19 protein-coding genes and 2 pseudogenes are annotated in these 17,937 nt (G+C 38.5%); 1 reads left to right on the forward strand and 20 read right to left on the reverse strand.

Annotation, left to right across the window (positions count from 1 at the left end; translation table 11 throughout):
- Position 1 precedes the first annotated feature (1 nt).
- From aroB to JCM9140_RS04700, 19 genes and pseudogenes are all read right to left on the reverse strand, one after another.
- Positions 2 to 1,090 (reverse strand): 3-dehydroquinate synthase, encoded by a 1,089-nt coding sequence (gene aroB / locus JCM9140_RS04610; RefSeq protein WP_034742969.1) that lies wholly within the window; start codon positions 1,088 to 1,090, stop codon positions 2 to 4.
- Positions 1,090 to 2,262, reverse strand: a complete 1,173-nt coding sequence (gene aroC, locus JCM9140_RS04615) for a chorismate synthase (protein WP_034742971.1) — start codon at positions 2,260 to 2,262, stop codon at positions 1,090 to 1,092. Before aroC ends, aroB begins: the two co-directional genes overlap by 1 nt.
- Before the next feature lie 164 nt (positions 2,263 to 2,426).
- Positions 2,427 to 3,197: a CheR family methyltransferase gene (locus JCM9140_RS04620; RefSeq protein WP_034742982.1), complete on the reverse strand. Its 771-nt coding sequence runs from the start codon at positions 3,195 to 3,197 to the stop codon at positions 2,427 to 2,429.
- A gap of 154 nt (positions 3,198 to 3,351) precedes the next feature.
- Positions 3,352 to 3,795: a nucleoside-diphosphate kinase gene (gene ndk / locus JCM9140_RS04625; protein ID WP_034742984.1), complete on the reverse strand. Its 444-nt coding sequence runs from the start codon at positions 3,793 to 3,795 to the stop codon at positions 3,352 to 3,354.
- A gap of 171 nt (positions 3,796 to 3,966) precedes the next feature.
- Complete coding sequence (gene hepT / locus JCM9140_RS04630; RefSeq protein ID WP_034742986.1) at positions 3,967 to 4,938, reverse strand: heptaprenyl diphosphate synthase component II; 972 nt, start codon at positions 4,936 to 4,938, stop codon at positions 3,967 to 3,969.
- 59 nt (positions 4,939 to 4,997) lie between these two features.
- Entirely contained in the window at positions 4,998 to 5,846 is an 849-nt protein-coding gene (locus JCM9140_RS04635; protein ID WP_034742988.1) for a menaquinone biosynthesis protein, read from the reverse strand.
- Positions 5,843 to 6,450: pseudogene (locus tag JCM9140_RS04640) on the reverse strand (UbiX family flavin prenyltransferase). The gene JCM9140_RS04635 and the pseudogene JCM9140_RS04640 overlap by 4 nt, the downstream one beginning before the upstream one ends.
- Positions 6,447 to 7,310 (reverse strand): UbiA-like polyprenyltransferase, encoded by an 864-nt coding sequence (locus JCM9140_RS04645; RefSeq protein ID WP_034742992.1) that lies wholly within the window; start codon positions 7,308 to 7,310, stop codon positions 6,447 to 6,449. The pseudogene JCM9140_RS04640 and the gene JCM9140_RS04645 overlap by 4 nt, the downstream one beginning before the upstream one ends.
- A gap of 21 nt (positions 7,311 to 7,331) precedes the next feature.
- A complete protein-coding gene (gene menG, locus JCM9140_RS04650; protein WP_034743060.1) occupies positions 7,332 to 8,039 on the reverse strand; it encodes a demethylmenaquinone methyltransferase in 708 nt (235 codons plus the stop codon).
- Between the two features lie 5 nt (positions 8,040 to 8,044).
- On the reverse strand, positions 8,045 to 8,842 hold the full coding sequence (locus tag JCM9140_RS04655) for a heptaprenyl diphosphate synthase component 1 (RefSeq protein WP_034742994.1): 798 nt from the start codon (positions 8,840 to 8,842) through the stop codon (positions 8,045 to 8,047).
- A gap of 109 nt (positions 8,843 to 8,951) precedes the next feature.
- Positions 8,952 to 9,170 carry a trp RNA-binding attenuation protein MtrB gene (mtrB, locus tag JCM9140_RS04660; protein ID WP_034742996.1) on the reverse strand — a complete coding sequence of 73 codons (219 nt, stop codon included), beginning with the start codon at positions 9,168 to 9,170 and terminating at the stop codon, positions 8,952 to 8,954.
- Between the two features lie 226 nt (positions 9,171 to 9,396).
- Positions 9,397 to 10,875: a stage IV sporulation protein A gene (gene spoIVA / locus JCM9140_RS04665; RefSeq protein WP_034743063.1), complete on the reverse strand. Its 1,479-nt coding sequence runs from the start codon at positions 10,873 to 10,875 to the stop codon at positions 9,397 to 9,399.
- A gap of 232 nt (positions 10,876 to 11,107) precedes the next feature.
- Positions 11,108 to 11,827 (reverse strand): YphF family lipoprotein, encoded by a 720-nt coding sequence (locus JCM9140_RS04670; protein WP_034742998.1) that lies wholly within the window; start codon positions 11,825 to 11,827, stop codon positions 11,108 to 11,110.
- Positions 11,828 to 11,851: 24 nt separating this feature from the next.
- Positions 11,852 to 12,055, reverse strand: a complete 204-nt coding sequence (locus JCM9140_RS04675) for a DUF2768 domain-containing protein (RefSeq protein ID WP_034743001.1) — start codon at positions 12,053 to 12,055, stop codon at positions 11,852 to 11,854.
- Positions 12,056 to 12,398: 343 nt separating this feature from the next.
- Entirely contained in the window at positions 12,399 to 12,665 is a 267-nt protein-coding gene (locus JCM9140_RS04680; RefSeq protein WP_034743002.1) for a stage VI sporulation protein F, read from the reverse strand.
- Positions 12,666 to 12,747: 82 nt separating this feature from the next.
- The gene (locus JCM9140_RS04685) at positions 12,748 to 13,773 is read right to left on the reverse strand and encodes an NAD(P)H-dependent glycerol-3-phosphate dehydrogenase (protein WP_034743004.1); all 1,026 of its coding nucleotides are present in this window, start codon (positions 13,771 to 13,773) and stop codon (positions 12,748 to 12,750) included.
- An 18-nt stretch (positions 13,774 to 13,791) separates the two neighbouring features.
- A complete protein-coding gene (plsY, locus tag JCM9140_RS04690; RefSeq protein WP_034743006.1) occupies positions 13,792 to 14,412 on the reverse strand; it encodes a glycerol-3-phosphate 1-O-acyltransferase PlsY in 621 nt (206 codons plus the stop codon).
- 144 nt (positions 14,413 to 14,556) lie between these two features.
- A complete protein-coding gene (gene der, locus JCM9140_RS04695) occupies positions 14,557 to 15,870 on the reverse strand; it encodes a ribosome biogenesis GTPase Der (RefSeq protein ID WP_034743008.1) in 1,314 nt (437 codons plus the stop codon).
- A 218-nt stretch (positions 15,871 to 16,088) separates the two neighbouring features.
- Positions 16,089 to 16,583, reverse strand: a complete 495-nt coding sequence (locus JCM9140_RS04700) for a YphA family membrane protein (protein WP_034743012.1) — start codon at positions 16,581 to 16,583, stop codon at positions 16,089 to 16,091.
- 110 nt (positions 16,584 to 16,693) lie between these two features.
- On the opposite strand from JCM9140_RS04700, the gene JCM9140_RS22980 reads away from it, so the two are divergent.
- Complete coding sequence (locus JCM9140_RS22980) at positions 16,694 to 16,828, forward strand: YpzI family protein (RefSeq protein ID WP_081727563.1); 135 nt, start codon at positions 16,694 to 16,696, stop codon at positions 16,826 to 16,828.
- Positions 16,829 to 16,875: 47 nt separating this feature from the next.
- Here the strand turns inward: JCM9140_RS22980 and fni are convergent.
- Positions 16,876 to 17,924: pseudogene (fni, locus tag JCM9140_RS04705) on the reverse strand (type 2 isopentenyl-diphosphate Delta-isomerase).
- Between the last annotated feature and the right edge of the window lie 13 nt (positions 17,925 to 17,937).

A 17,937-nucleotide genomic window follows, 5' to 3' on the forward strand; every position in this document is an offset into this window, starting at 1 on the left:
CCTATTCCACCTCCAATTGTTCATCAAGTAACTCTTTTATACTGTTAGGTGGGATCTCTAATAAAATCGCTTCTTCTAGTTCACGTAAAAGAACCATTCGAATTGTTCCAGCTTCTGCCTTTTTGTCCGATTGCATTTTCTTTAATAGTTGAACAGGCTGCAAATGGCTAGGTATTTGGGTTTTGTATCCTAACAGCTGAAACCATTGCTCATACTTTTCTACTTCTAGATCTACTTTAAATGTTTTTTCACTAAGTTTTAAAGCATAGATCATCCCAATTGCAACGGCTTCACCATGGGTTACCTCGCCATATCCCAATTCTGATTCAATCGCATGTGCAAGAGTATGACCAAAATTCAAATAAGCACGAACACTTGATTCCGTTTCATCTTCGGCTACAATATTCGCTTTAACCGCTAATGACTGTTCTAATAAATCGTTCACTATTTGCACAGGAATATCGTTAAATGAACTCACTTCCTTTTGCAACCACGATAACAATCGTTGATCACGAATGAATCCATGTTTGATTACCTCAGCAAATCCTGACCGCCATTCTTTTTCAGGCAATGAATATAGAGTTTCTGTATCATAAAAAACGGCCTCAGGCTGATGAAAACTCCCGACCATGTTTTTGCCTAGAGGATGATTAATCGCCACTTTCCCCCCCACACTACTATCATGAGCTAAAAGAGTAGTAGGAACTTGAACAAAACGTATGCCCCTCATATATGTAGCTGCTACAAAACCAGCAAGATCACCTACAACACCGCCTCCTAAAGCTACGATAACAGATTTACGATCAAGACCGCACTCAAGTGCTTTCGTCATCACATTTTCGTATACAGAAAATGACTTTGATGCTTCCCCACTTGGAATGACTTCTGTGTGAATAGGAAGCTTTTGTTCAAAGCTTCCCACTACGTCATCTAAATAAAGGGGGGCAACTACTGAATCAGTGACAACAAAAACAGATGAAACAGGTTGTGTTACAATCGATTCGAGTAATGTCCCAATGGTAAAACGTAAACGAGCATCAATAAAAACTTTGTACGTTTTGGACTTCGTATCAATTAAAACTTGCTTCATTAAAACTCCCTCGCTTTAGACTGATGGCGTTCGACATTTTCTTGTATAGTCTCCATTTGGTCATGTCCAAATGCTTCAAGCAAAGCATTCGCGATTTCCCATGCAACAACAGATTCCGCAACTACGGATGCCGCTGGTACCGCACAGCTATCTGAACGTTCAATACTTGCTTCAAAAGGTTCTTTTGTATCAATATCCACACTTTGAAGAGGTTTATACAGCGTCGGAATTGGTTTCATGACCCCACGAACAACAATCGGCATCCCTGTCGTCATTCCACCCTCAAATCCACCTAAACGATTTGTTTTTCGCGTATAGCCTTTTTGCTCATCCCAAATAATTTCATCATGGACTTGACTGCCGGGTACATGAGCGGCCTCAAATCCAATACCTATCTCTACACCCTTAAATGCATTAATACTCATGACTGCTGCTGCCAATTTGGCGTCCAATTTACGATCATAATGAACATAACTCCCTAAGCCAATTGGAACGTTCTCGACAACGACCTCGACAATCCCGCCAATGGAATCGCCATCTTTTTTCGCAGCATCAATCGCTTCCATCATCTTAACACTAGCTTCTTCATCCAAGCATCGAACTTGAGAAGCTTCTGATCTTGTTTGAAGATCTTCAACTGATTCATAGGTAACATGCTCTGCCTTGACTCCACCAATTTCAAGGACGTGTCCACCAACTTTTATCCCAAAACTAGCTAAAATCTTCTTAGCAACCGCACCTGCTGCCACTCGTACTGTCGTTTCACGTGCAGAGGAACGTTCCAGAACATTTCTCATGTCACGATGCCCATACTTAATAGCACCATTTAAGTCAGCATGTCCAGGACGCGGACGAGTTAGCTTTCTTTTTACTTCTTTTTCTGCCTCTTCACCAATTGGTTCAGCACCCATAATTTTTGTCCAATGAGTCCAGTCTTTATTTTCAACGACAAGTGCAATTGGTGCACCAGTCGTTTTCCCATGACGTACTCCACTTAAGATTTGAACTTGATCTTTTTCTATTTGCATTCGTCTTCCACGTCCGTAACCACCTTGGCGACGTGCTAAATCCTTATTAACATCCTCAGCAAGCAATTCTAACTGAGCCGGAACTCCTTCAATAATTGTTGTCAATTGCGGGCCATGTGACTCACCAGCTGTTAAATATCTCATCTAAACTCCTCCACTTCCACAACGCTTTCTCTTTATCGCTTTTATGCGTTAAATTATAACATACCTTTCACCTATTGTCTCAAAAAATTTAGACAATTTCGGTATTAATTAGACATTTTATCAAACTTATGATCAAACGTCTAAGTATTATTTATGTTTCTATTTTATTTTTTATAAAAAAATGTATCCTCTGATTCAAAATCATACAACGACGGATTAAATATTTGCTCCGTACTTCCAACAAATAAAACACCACCAGGCCTAAGTGCTTTACTAAATTTCAAATATAGCTCATGCTTAGCTTCTTCTGTGAAGTAAATCATAACATTTCGACAAACGATCAAATCATACTGGTCATCAAACCGATCAGCCAGTAAATTTTGCTGTTTAAATTGAACCGTTCTTTTCACTTCATCTCGAACTTTGTACCCCATCGGATCCTTTTCAAAGTAAGCAGTTAGGATGTCTTTTGGCACTTCTTTTAAGGAGCGCTCTGTATACAATCCCAACTTCGCACGTTCTAAAATGGCTCGATCTAAATCAGTAGCTAAAATAGATACTTGTGTTAGCGGCATAAACTTAGACATGATCATAGCCAACGTGTAAGGCTCCTCTCCAGTCGAACAAGCTGCGCTCCATAGCTTAAGTTTTTTTCTTTCTTGTAAAAGTCTCGGAAGAATCTTTGTCTCTAAAACGTCCCATCTTCGTCCGTTTCGATAAAATTCAGAAACATTGATCGTCATGCGCTCGAGAAACTCATTAAACAGATCCTTATCTTTCGTCATGGCTTGAAAGAATGGTAAAAACTGATCAAATCCCTTCTTGTTTCGAAGTGACTCTAACCGACGCTTCATCTGTGCTTCTTTGTATTGAGATAAATCAATGGCTGTTTTTTTCTTAACTTGATCAATAAATTGTTCGTAATCTTGACTCATACTGTAACCTCTCCGTTATGTAATGGGTTAATCATACGACGAATACAGAAAAATTGCTATGTCATTTTTTCATTCAAAAGAAGAATAACACAATAACAGCTAAAAGATAAAAAAAGTCCGCCCATAATCGGACGAACTTTTTTTAGCGCTTACATTATACCCATTTACTAACTACTTTATCATATTCATTCAGTTCCTGTTCCTCAAAAAAGAGTGAAATCTCTCTTTCAGCACTTGCTGGCGAATCAGATCCATGAATAACATTCATTGAAACTCGCACTCCATAATCGCCACGAATCGTTCCAGGTGCTGCTTCAGCAGGGTTTGTAGAACCCATCATTGTACGGGCTGTTGATATAACATTTTCACCTTCCCATACCATTGCAAAAACAGGACCAGATGTAATAAAACTAACTAATTCTCCAAAAAATGGACGTTCCTTGTGTTCACCATAATGCGTTTCAGCTAACTCTTTAGGAATGGTCATTAATTTCGCTCCAACTAACGTGAAGCCTTTTTTTTCAAAACGTGAAACAATGTCTCCAATTAGATTACGTTGAACCCCATCTGGTTTAACCATTAAATATGTACGTTCCATTTGTTAATCTCCCCTATCAGAGTATGTAATATTTCCTTATTAGTATAACAAATAGTAGATAAGGGGACAATAAAAGTTGTGAATTTTTTCTAGGAAAACACTATCATTTCCATTTAGTAGACAAAAAACAAGAATGTGCCATAAGGGCTGTTTGACCCTTTGGCACATTCTTTAAAATTTGCGCTTCCCAATATAAGCTGCAATTTCACGCAAATACGTCTTTTCCTGTTGATCAGGTAGCCTTTCTAACGCCTCATAGGCTTTCTCTAAATATAAATCACTAATTGATATAGAATACTCGATTCCACCAGACGCTTTAACCGCTTTGAGGATTGGAGAAATATCAACGTCTTCAGGATAATTTGAAGCCAGCATTTTTGTAATAGCCATTTGAATCGACTCATCATGATGCATGGCATATAGAGCTGGTAAGGTTACGTTCCCTTGGCGTAAATCGCCACCTGCAGGTTTTCCTAATTGCTCTTCGGTTCCGACGAAATCTAGTACATCATCTGTAATTTGAAAAGACATACCTACATTATAACCAAATTGATAAAGATTTCTTTGAACTTCCTTATCAGCGTTTGCTGCTAGGGCACCAAGTTCACAACTAACCGCAATTAACAAAGCCGTCTTCCTCTTAATTCTTCGTAAGTAGACACGAAAATTTTGTCCCCAATTATATTGGTCCCGAATTTGTTCAATTTCACCAAGGCACATTTCTAACATGGCATTCGACAGTATTTGATGGATTTTAGGTTCAGTAAAAAATGTAGATGTTTCAACAGCTTTCCCAAAAATAAAATCACCCGTATACATCGCAACACGATTATCCCATTGTGATTTAATGGTTTTCTTACCTCGACGTAAATCTGCATCATCGATCACATCATCATGAACGAGGGAAGCCATATGAATCAATTCAAGAGGAACAGCAATATGCTTCAGGCCATTAATATCATAATGGCCAAATTTTGCAGCTAGAAGGACAAATACTGGACGAATTCGCTTCCCACCTGCTTTAAGTAATTGCGTGGCGGCCTCCTGTAATACATCGTTCCTAGCTTTAACGGTATCCTCGAGCTCTTTCTCAATGATTGTTATATCTGATTGGAATTGCATATAAATTTCTGCTAATTTCATGTCGTCCACCTTATATCATCATCACGACGATTTACTCGTCAGCTTAGTCTAATGTAAATTTATTTGCTTATTGCCCCATCCCATATTTGCAATTTTTCCACAGGATTTGTTAAGTACTTCATTTTGTATAGCAACTGATAGTAATAGAATAACCCTTTTTGTTCTTCTGGGCCAAAGTCATTGCAAAGCTTTTGAAAATAATGGTCCCAAAATGATTTTTCGCCGCCATGTGACTTAACTATTTCAGCAATCATGGGCTGATAATTTTTGGACTCACTTTCCAGCTTACTTTGTAAAAAAGAGCGATAAATTAAGCCAACTAAACTAGGATGATGACGTAACGTTTCATTTCTAACGGCAAAAACGGCAAACGTCATTGGCAAGCCTGTTTGGTTAAACCATAATTCACCTAAATCATAATGATGTAACGATGATCCATATTCGCGCTTGGCTACTATCGCATCATCCCCAATTAATAAACAAGCATCATGATCTTCTAGCATGCTCCCTACATTCGGATTCATTGTCGTATATGAAATCGTCATGGAATAAAAATGCTCAAGAATAATTTTCAACAAGTTTACTGATGAAGCCGAGCTCCATGTTAATGCAACCTTTTTCCCATTCAACTCATTGATTGGAACTTTCGAAAAGAGAAAAATAGAATTTACCGCTCCATAAGAAGTAACGGATAGATTCGGTAAAAGCGTATATTCTAATGCATGTTCTGCATAAGCAAAAGAAGAGATTCCACCTATATCCACTCTTCCTTTTGCCATTTCATTATTAAGTTGTGCAGGAACTTGCGGTACAAATTGACAGTTGTGCTCCTTTAGCATCGGTCGATCCAAATAAAAAAAGAAAGGACGTATATTTGTATAGGAGATCTCTCCAATGACTACACTCATCTTTCTTCCCCCCAGCGTGTAAAGAGCTGATGTTGAACCCCTAAACTATCAAGTGCTTTTCCAACAAGAAAATTAACTAGATCATCCATCGTTTTGGCAGATGATAAAAACCTGGCATAGCAGGTAGAATCTTTGCACCCACTTTGGACAAGCGTAACATGTTTTCTAAGTGAAGCTGATTTAAAGGAGTCTCTCTTGGCACGATTATCAGTTTCCGTCCTTCTTTTAACATAACATCTGCTGTTCGTTCTAAAAGGTTATCTGATGCCCCATGAGCGATTCCTGAAAGTGTCCCCATGGAACAAGGAATAATAATCATCCCGTCATTTTGATATGAACCACTTGCGATTGGAGCTCCATAATCATGTAAATCGTGTGTATGTAGCTCGCCACCAAAATTCCCAAACAATTCATCTAAGATGGCTTCACGATCAGATGTATCAAGTAAAAGTTCCTCCTGAAACACTCGCCAAGCTGCTTCCGTCAAGATTAGATGTACTTTATAAGAATTAGCTAACAATTCCTGAGTGAGCCGCACCCCATAAATGGCCCCACTAGCTCCTGTTATCCCTACTGTAAAGATCCCTTTAAACCCTTCAATCATAGCATGACATCTCCTATCGCGAACACGAACAATACAAGGCTTAAAATTCCATTCATCGTAAAGAAGGCGACATTAAGTTTTGAAAGATCATCCTCAGATACAAGAGAATGTTCATAAATCATAATGGCTCCAGCAACTAAAACACCAATGAAATAAAGCCAGCCAAGTGGAGTAAACAAAAACAAACTTACAAAAGAGAGGAAACTGATCACATGTAGATAACGTGCTATTTTTAAAGCTCGTCCAATTCCAAAACGACTTGGTATCGAGAACAATCCATGCTCGCGGTCATAATCAGCATCTTGAGTTGCATAGATTACATCAAAACCGGCTGTCCATAACGCGACAGCCAAGAACAAGAGTAACGCTTCCCACGTTAACGTTCCTGTTGCTCCAACCCAACCCCCAAGTGGAGCAAGTCCAATCGTAATCCCTAATATAATATGGCACATCCAAGTAAAACGCTTTGTGTAAGAATAAATAACTAAAAAGAACACCGCAACAGGTAATAAGTAGACAGCTAACATGTTTAACTGGAATGCTGCATAAAATAGTAATCCAAATGAAATAATAATAAAAAGCAATACTTCCACTTTTGAAACAAGTCCCGCTGGGATCGCTCTGTTAGCCGTTCTCGGATTATGTTTATCAATTTTTTCGTCGATAACCCGATTCAATGACATTGCCGCACTTCTTGCACCAACCATCGCAACTGTTATCCAAATCCATTGAGATAAACTTGGCACCGTACCATTCACAATAAAAGCACCCATAATTGCACCAAAGAAAGCAAAAGGTAATGCAAAAACGGTATGCTCAAACTTTATCATTTCTAAAATAATCTTCAACTTTCTAATCACGAAATATCTGCTCCAATTCTGTTATTTAGCTTTCATTCCTAGATGCATGGCAGCCACTCCACCTGAATACGCTTTTACTTGTACGTTAGAAAAGCCTGCTTCACGAAACATATCAGCTAATTTATCTCGATCTGGAAAAGACATCGTTGATTCTTGTAACCAAGAATATTCTTCATAGCTTTTCGCGAACATCTTTCCAAATAATGGCATAATTTGGCGAAAATAAAAAAAGTATAATTGCTTAAATACTGGAATTGTCGGTTGGGACGTTTCTAAGCAAACAACTTTTCCACCAGGCTTTACGACTCGGTGCATTTCCCGAAGCACCTGCATGTAATCAGGTACATTCCGCAAACCAAAACCAATGGTTACAAAATCAAATTCATTGTCTTTATACGGAAGCTCCATTGCGTTACCATGATGCAAGTGAACTTGGTCCAGTTTTTTCTCCTCGATTTTTTCCTGGCCTATTTTTAGCATGTTCTTACTAAAGTCCAAGCCATCCACACGCCCTGTTGGGCCAACTTCTTCCGCTAATGAAATAGCCCAATCAGCTGTACCGCAACAAACATCTAAAGCTGAATCTCCTTTTTGGACATTCATAATTTTCATCGTATCTTTACGCCATGCTTTATGACGTTGGAAGCTAATTACTGAATTCATAACATCATACTTTTTGTAAATTGATTCAAAAACTTGATGAACTCGTTCTTCTTTCGTTTGTGTCATCATGCTCACCCTTCTTCTGCTGCTATTTCATGATACGATGAATTTCCTAATAACTCATCTACATGCTCAATGACAAAGTTTTGAAAAGCGTGAAGGTTCTTGCTTTTAGATAAAAGTTGATCTTTCATATCTTCTACTCTTCTATCAATACTTTGGAGCTTGTCTTCATCTGGCAATTTATTTTGAATAATCGACTGAATAATGGAGTTGCTTTGGCCATCTAACCACTGACTTTTCGCTTGCAGCAACTTTTTTAAATAAAAGAAATCTTTGATGACCCCTTTCCAAGCCGACTGTTCAAAATAATCAGCCATGTTTTGCATTAACGCTGACTCAATCTGAGATGATATTTGTTGGACATCTTGATAAAGGAGCTCACCCTCATGGTCCGTATGATATAAACTCATCTTTGACTCATTAATTTCCTGAATCGATTGACTAAAAACTCGAATCATTGGAACATGGTTTTTCTCTGCAAGTAAATAATAATACAGTCCAACATAATAATCACCTGCGAGCACTGTTAATTGGCGGTTTTTCCGCAATTTATCAGAAGTAACGGGATGAAGGGAGACCTCATCGTGCATGTCTAATGCAGCTTGAAGCAATAATGCTGAAATTGTGATCAATTTTGCCTCAGAATTAGATAGTCGTTTGTTCAACATAGCATATAAAAAACGAACCTTATCATCATCGATTTTTGGTTCTGGAACATACGACTGTAGATATAAATGCTCTGTTAAACTGTAGAAGCTCCTCTTGATCTCTTTCACTTTATCATTAAACTGACTTTTACTCACCATATAAAATCCCCCAAATTCCGTCCTTCATTGTTGTCGTTGCCTATTAAATTCCGCATTTTATTATAACATAGGTTTCAACATTCAATAACCATAGATCTTTCCATCGGCCTTATTCTTCCGTATCAACTGTTCCATGGCTTGTTTGTATAATGGCTTTTCCCCTAATCTTCACAGCTGATGTATGCTCTGTAAATTGGGCGATCATCACTTCACCTTTATCCAATTTCTCTGAGTGGTGAAACCGTGTATCTGAACCTCTCGTTAACCCGATCACATTGACTCCATTTTCTTTCGCTTTTATCACGAAAAATTCATTTTGATTGCTCATCTCAACTCTCCTCTTCTCAGGAAATTCACCCTTTTCTAATTTAACAAGACTATCTTACCATGAATAAAAAAGAATGCCTATCAACTTCCATACAAGTTATTCTAATGAATCGTTATTTCGTACAGCTACCATTGGTTGTGTTTTCATTTTTAAATTTTAGCATAGAAAGAAAGAATAAAGCAAAAAGAACTCCCCTTTGGGAGTCCTTTCTATGCAACGATATTTATTATAAGATAATGGCAATAAGTCCACCAGAACCTTCATTAATAATTCGTTCTAATGTTTCTTTTAATTTGTATCGAGCATTTTCCGGCATGAGTGATAGCTTAGCCGAAATTCCTTCTCGTACAATTGAATTGAGCGAGCGCCCAAAAATATCAGAGTTCCAGATGGAAAGTGGATTTTCTTCAAAGTCTTGCATCAAGTAGCGAACAAGTTCTTCACTTTGTTTTTCCGTACCAATGATCGGAGCAAATTCAGATTCTACATCTACTTTGATCATATGAATAGATGGTGCAACTGCTTTTAACCTTACCCCAAATCTAGAACCTTGACGAATAATTTCCGGCTCATCTAAGCTCATATCCGATAAAGCTGGAGCAGCAATGCCATAACCGGTTTGTTTTACCATTCGGAGAGCATCAGCTACTTGATCATACTCTTCTTTTGCATGAGCAAAATCTTGCATTAATTGAAGAAGGTGATCTTTCCCTCTAATTTCAACCCCAACAACTTCTTTTAACACTTGATCATATAAGTCATCTGGAGCATACAAATCGATCTCTGCTATTCCGTGCCCCATTTCGATTCCCGCTAAGCGCGCATCATCAATAAACTCATATTCTGTAAAGTGGCCGACGACTCGATCAACATCACGGAGTCTTTTAATATCTTTAACTGTCTCGCGGACAGACTCTTCGTAACTTTGGCGTAACCAATGATCTTCTCTAAGTACCATAACCCAACTAGGAAGGTTCACATTCACTTCATGAACTGGGAACTCATATAATACTTCTCGAAGCACGTTGTTAATATCTTGATCTGTCATGCTTTCGATACTCATCGCAAGACAAGGAATATCATACTCTTCAGAAAGCTGTTTTCGAAGTTGTTCCGTATCAGGGTGATGTGGCCGAACACTATTTACAACCATAATAAACGGCTTTCCAACTTCTTTTAATTCCTCGACAACACGCGCTTCAGATTCTAAGTAATCTTGACGCGGGATTTCTCCAATTGAGCCATCTGTTGTTACGACAACCCCTAACGTAGAATGCTCTTGAATGACTTTTCTCGTTCCAATTTCCGCTGCCTCTTGGAACGGAATAGGCTCTTCATACCAAGGAGTGTTAATCATTCTAGGTCCATTATCATCCTCATAGCCCTTTGCCCCTGGTACGGCATAACCAACACAATCGACTAAACGAACATTCACATCAAGACCGTCATCCACATGAATGGAAATGGCTTGGTTAGGAACAAATTTGGGTTCCGTCGTCATAATCGTTTTACCAGCTGCACTTTGTGGCAATTCATCTTGCGCTCTTGCCTTTTCGGATTCATTCTCAATATTCGGGAGAACGACTAGCTCCATAAATTTTTTAATGAATGTCGACTTCCCTGTACGAACTGCACCAACTACACCTAGATAAATATCGCCGCCAGTGCGTTCAGCAATATCCTTGAAAATATCTACCTTTTCCACGTGATCCCCTCCCGATCGAGTAAAAATTTGAGTCTCCACTTCTTTCCGAAAACCTCTGACACTATCATATCTATGATGTTGTCCAAGGTTTATGACAACCTTTACTAGAAAGTAAGAAGATTCTCGTTTTTGGGCTACCGAGAAGGGGAAAAACAATAATGCCCCTTCCTCTGATATATATATCAGCGTGGAAGGAGCATTATACCAAAAAAATGAGAAATCTATTAATTTTTTATCTAAGTTCCATCGCATAAGCCGGTTCTCCGTTATCATCTAGCACATACGGAACACTTCTAAACGGCACAAAAGGGGTATCTTCATAAAGAAGTGATCGAATATCCTCACCTTCTTCAAAGCTATGATCCTTCTCTTGCAGCATCATATTTAAATCAATTCGATAATCAATAATAATCTCACCATCATTTGTTAACAATAATGGTAAATACGTATCATGATAAGGGCTTCTTACATGTGGTGCTTCTTTGTAATTCAATGCTTCATAATCAAGTTTAAAAAGTCCAACATCGACCATCTCATCTATTGGCGCAAAACGGTTTTTTCTCATATAATCGTTTAATTTTTGTTGAAACTGTTGAATTTGTCTCTGTGAAGTTAAATCAATTACTTTTATCTCAGGTGCTTCTTCTACATTGACTAGTACGTATTGAAAAACACCACCGTTTTCAAATGCCGTACCTGGTGGTTGTTGTAAATATCTTGGCACCAATTGATTAAAATCAATTATATAACGTTGATAAAGTGACGTGTTTTGATCAAACGTACGAATAGGCAACACGCCTGTATCTGTTTGAAATTGATCTACGGCATGTTGAACAGATTGTAATTGATCAGGATAAGCCAACCGATTTTCTGCCCGTTGATCATCCGGAAACAAGCAACCATTTAAGAACAACAAACAAGTGGTCACTGCTAAGAAAAATAACTTTTTCATGTGTATTCAAACTCTCCTTTCTTATTATAAACTAGCCGTTGGCCCAATGATTACAATAAGAAAGACTATCCATCCAGCTACAAGTAAACATACAAATGAAAAGACTAATACTACTTTTTGTAGCCATCCTTTCAATTTTGCTCGACTAAAAATAGCAGTTCCAGCGGATACAAACATTAATGCAAGTGCAATAAATGAGATCCACATATTCATCATCGCTTGAGACACGATTTATCATCCTCCATATTCCTATTTGCCCATCACATTATAGCACAGCTTGTCCAAAATGTCGGTGACAGTCTTACGTCAATTTGACTGACATACGAAATTGTCCTCTGTTCACATGAAAAATGAATAATTCATTTTATAAAATGTCAAAAGGTAGAGTAAAAGGAGTTAACTCACTCCTCACCTAAAAAAGCCTTTTCCTCAAAAAAATTGGAGAAGTGGGGGCACACTTCTCCAAACGACGAAACCCTTCGTCTAAAACACAGCCCTATAGTAATGTTCGTTCCTTACAAGTATATGCATGAACCACCATTTTGCTTGTGGCATTTGCTACTTGGTCCATTTATTTTTTATTGAACATTTTTGCAAGTGAAGCAAAGTCCATTGGCATTTCATTGTTTGTAATAGCCTTAACAATTTGATCTTCTTTCTCTTTTGAAACTGGTTTGCCTGCTAATTTTGCCACTTGTGCAATGAGCTCTCTAACAGCCGTTTCATCTTGAAGATTTGTGTTGCTAACCGAATTAGCTAGCTTCATCAATTCGTCAGGCTTTACATTTGTTTTCTTTTGGATTTGGTCCATGAAAGATGAGTCATTATTTTGAAACATGATGTGCCCTCCCTCTTTCGTAATATCAAGATATCATATGCAACGATAAGAAGAAGGTGCACAAATGACTTATTTTCTTCCATTAAAAATCAATATTCAGTTGTTCCACTTCATGTTTTTTAACTCTTCCCATTAATCGTTCCGTTGCTTGAGCGGGCTGTAGGCCTTCAAATAATACAGCATAAAGTGCGGACGTAATTGGCATGTCGACTTCAAGTTTAGTAGCTAATTCATACGCAGCCTTTGTCGTACGAATCCCTTCTACAACCATTCCCATTGAAGTTAATACCTCTTCTAATGTTTTACCTTGACCAATCATATAACCAGCACGATAATTGCGTGAATGCATACTCGTACATGTAACAATTAAATCTCCTAATCCCGAGAGACCTGCAAACGTTAACGGGTTTGCTCCAAGCTTCACCCCAACTCGTGCGATCTCTGCCAACCCACGTGTCATAATGGCCGCTTTTGTATTATCTCCCATTTTCATACCATCAGTTAGACCACAAACAAGAGCAATTGTATTCTTCAAAGCTCCACCTATTTCTACTCCAACTAAATCCGTGTTTGTATACACACGAAAATGTTGATTGATAAATAAGTCTTGCGCTAACTCAGAAGCCGCTAACCTTTTTGATGATACCGTTACAGTTGTAGGTTGACGAAGGCTTACCTCTTCTGCATGACTAGGTCCAGACAATACAACAACATCCTTTAACTTTCCGCTGTTATTCATCTCTTCTTCAATCATTTCTGATATTCGTTTATGACTACCTGGTTCAATTCCTTTACTCGCATGAATGATTGTAACTTCTTTTGATAACACAGAAGCCATTTCTCTTACGGTTTCTCGAATTGCTTTTGTCGGAACAACGAGTAAAACAACATCCACACCATCTAGAACATCTTCCATATTCGTAAATCCAACAATTCGATCAGACAGTCCTATATCCGGAAGATATTTTGTGTTTGTGTGATGTTCATTTATTTCAGCGATTTGCTCTTTTCTTCTCGCCCAAATGTTAACGTCTATTTCATTATCTGCAAGTACCATAGCTAAGGCCGTTCCCCAACTACCTGCTCCTATAACAGCAACCTTAGTCAATTGATTCACACCTTTCCTTTATGACGATTTCTGCCCTATTTTGCTTTCTGATCCTGCTAGTAAGCGTTTGATGTTCGTTCGGTGTCTCCATACAGAAAGAACCGCAACTATGACGGTTAAATAACCATAAAGAATAGGATAATCATAATATGCAAGAAAGAAAAAAGTGAAAACGGGTGTTAATACGGCAAACAAAATAGAGCCTAACGAAACAAACCTCGTAACAAAAATGCTTCCAATAGCAATGATTCCTGCAAACAAAGCTGGAAAAAACACCAACGTCGCTAACACTCCAATGGTTGTTGCAACTCCTTTTCCTCCTCGAAAGCCATAATAAACAGGCCAGTTATGACCGAGAATAGCAGCAAAGCCAGCTAGTGCAGGATACCACCCTAATTCATCCGGAGAAAAAATAACCCCAATCCATACAGCAACGATTCCCTTTAACACGTCGAGAGCTAGAACACATAAAGCAGGTCCTAGACCTAGCACTCTTAAAGTATTCGTGGCCCCCGCGTTTCCACTTCCATGCTGACGAATATCTACTTTTTTGATTTTTTTTGCAATTATATAACTAAAGCTTAGTGACCCTAATAAGTATCCGATTAAAATAACGAGTATTAGTCCAAATACATACATTTACCTTCCCCCACCTCTACGGCTCTCCTTATTACTAGATTTGAATGTTGTTTCTCTATGTTAAGCTTATTTTAACTGGTCTTGCTACATGTTTCCATTCAAATTAGTGCTATTCAAAAAGGAGTAACCTTTTTGAATAGCTCGTTAGGCATTTTTCTTTCTTGCAAATATTTTTATCGGAGTTCCTTCAAAATCAAACGTCGCACGTAGGCGATTTTCTAAGAAACGCTCATACGAGAAATGCATAAGCTCCGGCTCATTTACAAAGAAAACAAACGTAGGTGGTTCGACTGCCACTTGGGTAACATAATTAATTTTCAGACGTTTTCCTTTATCCGTAGGAGTAGGATTCATGGCAACGGCATCCATAATCATATCGTTTAAGACATTAGTTGGAACACGTAAATGGTGATTTTCCGAAACCTTTTTCACCATCGGCAACACATGTTGCAATCGCTGTTTTGTTTTAGCTGAAACAAACAAAATTGGCGCATACGTTAAAAATAATAACTCTTCGCGAAGCTTCGTCTCAAAGTTCTTCATCGTTTTGTCATCTTTTTCAACCGCATCCCATTTATTCACGACAATCATCACGGCGCGACCTGCTTCATGTGCATAGCCGGCAATCTTCTTATCTTGCTCGATAAGCCCTTCTTCGGCATTGATGACGACAAGGACAACATTTGACCGCTCAATCGCTTTTAACGAACGCAAAACGCTATATTTTTCAGTCGCTTCGTAAACCTTTCCACGCTTACGCATTCCTGCTGTATCAATTAAAACATAGTCTTGATCATCTTTTGTAAACGGAGTATCGATTGCATCGCGGGTGGTACCAGGGATATTACTAACTATAACCCGTTCTTCCCCTAACATCGCATTAACGAGAGATGATTTGCCGACATTAGGTCGTCCAATTAAAGATATGCGAATCGTGTCTTCATCATACGGATCTTCTTCTTCGTCTGGAAAGTGTTTAATAACATCATCCAACAAGTCTCCTAAGCCTAAACCATGCGAACCTGAAATTGGATAAGGTGTATCCATTCCTAATGAATAAAATTCGTAGAGCTCTTCTTGCATATCTGGATTATCAATTTTATTCACACCCAATACGACAGGCTTGTCTGAACGAAATAATATTTTGGCAACCTCTTGGTCAGCACTTGTAATTCCTTCTCTGCCATTTACAATAAAAATGATAACATCAGCTTCTTTAATCGCAAGTTCTGCTTGAGCCCTCATTTGTATTAATAACGGTTCATCTCCTAATTCAATTCCACCTGTATCAATTAAATTAAATTCGCGATTTAACCATTCCCCTTTGCTATAAATACGATCACGAGTCACCCCTGGCATATCTTCGACAATAGCTACCCGTTCTCCTACAATTCTGTTAAATATCGTTGACTTCCCTACATTAGGACGTCCGACTATCGCTACAACAGGCTTGGTCATAACGTCACAACCTTTCTCATTTACTATGTAAAATCATCCATTTTTCTTGCAACTTGTTTATTCTACTTGATTTATTCCATGTTGTCGACTCTACTTTTTAAGAACTTTGTTCTAGTATGGTTGTTTTAGCTTCTTTTAGCAGCAATCTTGATAACAGAATAGCCATCTTATTTAAACACCAAATGACACTATATAAAAAAACAACGATGGCAATGATATCAAAAAAATAACAAACTTCCTATCACATACTCCATCTTCAAATGGTGTTGACTCACTAACCCCGTTAATAATTCACCTTGAATTAATCCTCCAACTGCAATCAAAAGGCGGTGCTTAAATGAAGCAGTAAGAAAAAAAGCAATAACTGCTACTAACAACCCTGTCATCCACCGACTATCAATATACGCAACGACAGGGTCATAGATGAGCAACATTTGAAACCCAGCAAAAGCAGCCCCGATCGTTATCGAAGCAACAAAAGAATGGGCAAGATTAAATTTCTTTTCGTTGCTCATTTGCCAAAATACGTAAATAGATAAAAGGAAATAAACGAAATGGAATGAAATATTTGCAATCTCCATGGTGGTAGGCAATAGTATAAATAAGCTTAATAAAGACAGCGCTGTCCAAAATCTCGCTTTTGATTTTGACCAAAAAAAAGTAATGATAACCCATAAAGCCCATCCAAACCAATAGATAAATATTCCTTCCATGCTTCCACCTCCTTTTTTAAAAGTATCGACGAATCGTGAAAGTTCTAACCATATAAATACATAGAAAATCTAGTAAAACAAATACTAAATGAGAAAAAGGAGGGTACTAAATGGGAAGAGATCGCCAAGAATCTAAATTAAAGAAATCTGGTCGTGTAGAGTCCGATCGTGACCAAAACTTACATTACCCTGGAGCTAGCAAGATGCAAAGTCCAGAACAGGCAAGAAAACAACAAAGACCGTAACGCATGCGAGAAAAAAGGTCGCATCTACAAATGCGACCTTTTTTGTACTACCTCCGGCTAAAAATTGATACATCAAAGCCTCGTTGACTAGCCCAGTGGTATGTATCTCCAGATATTATCAGTGGTTTCTTTTGTAACTCGAATAACGTTTTTGCCTGCACTGCTGTCATGATTAAACGAAGCTCTTCATGGATTTTTTGTATTTCATCTATAAGTGCAAGTTGTCCGTGTTTCATTAAAACCTCTAAGAAATAGCCAGCAAATCCCCCCGCGGATGCACCCAAGGCAATTGATTTCGCTAAATCAATTGCACTTCTGAGTCCGCCTGAGGAAATAACGTAAACATCTCCAACAGCATGATAAGCTTCAATAAGTGAACAAGCTGTTGTAATCCCCCATTCATCAAAAAAATCAAGCTGATTGTTTCTGCGCCTATTTTCTACTTTGGAAAAATTGGTTCCCCATATCCCCCGACATCCACAGCCATCACACCAATAGATGTCAAAGTTTGAACCGTCTCTTTGCTCATGCCAAACCCAACTTCTTTGACAATAATTGGAACGTTTAAGGAGGCTACTATTTTTTCGATACGCTCAATTGTAAACGCAAAATCACGGTCACCTTCTGGCATCACTAACTCTTGAATCACATTTAAGTGAATCTGGAGCGCACTGGCTTCAAGCATGTCAACAGCGACCTTTGCTTGCTCTACAGTCGCCTCACTTCCTAAATTGGCCAGGATCGTTCCATGCGGGTACGTTTCTCGCACAATTCGAAAACTATCTTGCTGGGATGGGTCCCGCAACGCTGCCATTTGAGAGCCTACAGCCATTCCGATTCCCGTCTCCTTTGCGACTTCCGCTAACTGCCGGTTAACTTCTTTGGTGCGTTCTCCTCCTCCTCCTGTCATCGCATTGATAAAAATCGGCGAACTTAATGAAAGTTCGCCGATTTTGGTTGATAGGTTAATTTGTTTATAATTTACTTCTGGAAGGCTATTATGAATAAACTTCAAGTCATCAAATCCATGTGTTAGAGAAGGCCCTGTCGAAAGGGCGTGTTCAATATGATCTAACTTCCTAATAGATCGACTCACCATATCACCCTAT

It is taken from the genome of Halalkalibacter wakoensis JCM 9140 (assembly GCF_000513095.1).
Taxonomy (GTDB): domain Bacteria; phylum Bacillota; class Bacilli; order Bacillales; family Bacillaceae_D; genus Halalkalibacter; species Halalkalibacter wakoensis.

Bases quoted from the DNA above. Each gene is read 5' to 3' on its own strand.
- aroB (WP_034742969.1), bottom strand. From the start codon at position 1,090: ATGAAGCAAGTTTTAATTGATACGAAGTCCAAAACGTACAAAGTTTTT.
- aroC (WP_034742971.1), bottom strand. From the start codon at position 2,262: ATGAGATATTTAACAGCTGGTGAGTCACATGGCCCGCAATTGACAACA.
- JCM9140_RS04620 (WP_034742982.1), bottom strand. From the start codon at position 3,197: ATGAGTCAAGATTACGAACAATTTATTGATCAAGTTAAGAAAAAAACA.
- ndk (WP_034742984.1), bottom strand. From the start codon at position 3,795: ATGGAACGTACATATTTAATGGTTAAACCAGATGGGGTTCAACGTAAT.
- hepT (WP_034742986.1), bottom strand. From the start codon at position 4,938: ATGAAATTAGCAGAAATTTATATGCAATTCCAATCAGATATAACAATC.
- JCM9140_RS04635 (WP_034742988.1), bottom strand. From the start codon at position 5,846: ATGAGTGTAGTCATTGGAGAGATCTCCTATACAAATATACGTCCTTTC.
- menG (WP_034743060.1), bottom strand. From the start codon at position 8,039: ATGACACAAACGAAAGAAGAACGAGTTCATCAAGTTTTTGAATCAATT.
- JCM9140_RS04655 (WP_034742994.1), bottom strand. From the start codon at position 8,842: ATGGTGAGTAAAAGTCAGTTTAATGATAAAGTGAAAGAGATCAAGAGG.
- mtrB (WP_034742996.1), bottom strand. From the start codon at position 9,170: ATGAGCAATCAAAATGAATTTTTCGTGATAAAAGCGAAAGAAAATGGA.
- JCM9140_RS04670 (WP_034742998.1), bottom strand. From the start codon at position 11,827: ATGAAAAAGTTATTTTTCTTAGCAGTGACCACTTGTTTGTTGTTCTTA.
- JCM9140_RS04680 (WP_034743002.1), bottom strand. From the start codon at position 12,665: ATGTTTCAAAATAATGACTCATCTTTCATGGACCAAATCCAAAAGAAA.
- plsY (WP_034743006.1), bottom strand. From the start codon at position 14,412: ATGTATGTATTTGGACTAATACTCGTTATTTTAATCGGATACTTATTA.
- der (WP_034743008.1), bottom strand. From the start codon at position 15,870: ATGACCAAGCCTGTTGTAGCGATAGTCGGACGTCCTAATGTAGGGAAG.
- JCM9140_RS04700 (WP_034743012.1), bottom strand. From the start codon at position 16,583: ATGGAAGGAATATTTATCTATTGGTTTGGATGGGCTTTATGGGTTATC.
- JCM9140_RS22980 (WP_081727563.1), top strand. From the start codon at position 16,694: ATGGGAAGAGATCGCCAAGAATCTAAATTAAAGAAATCTGGTCGTGTA.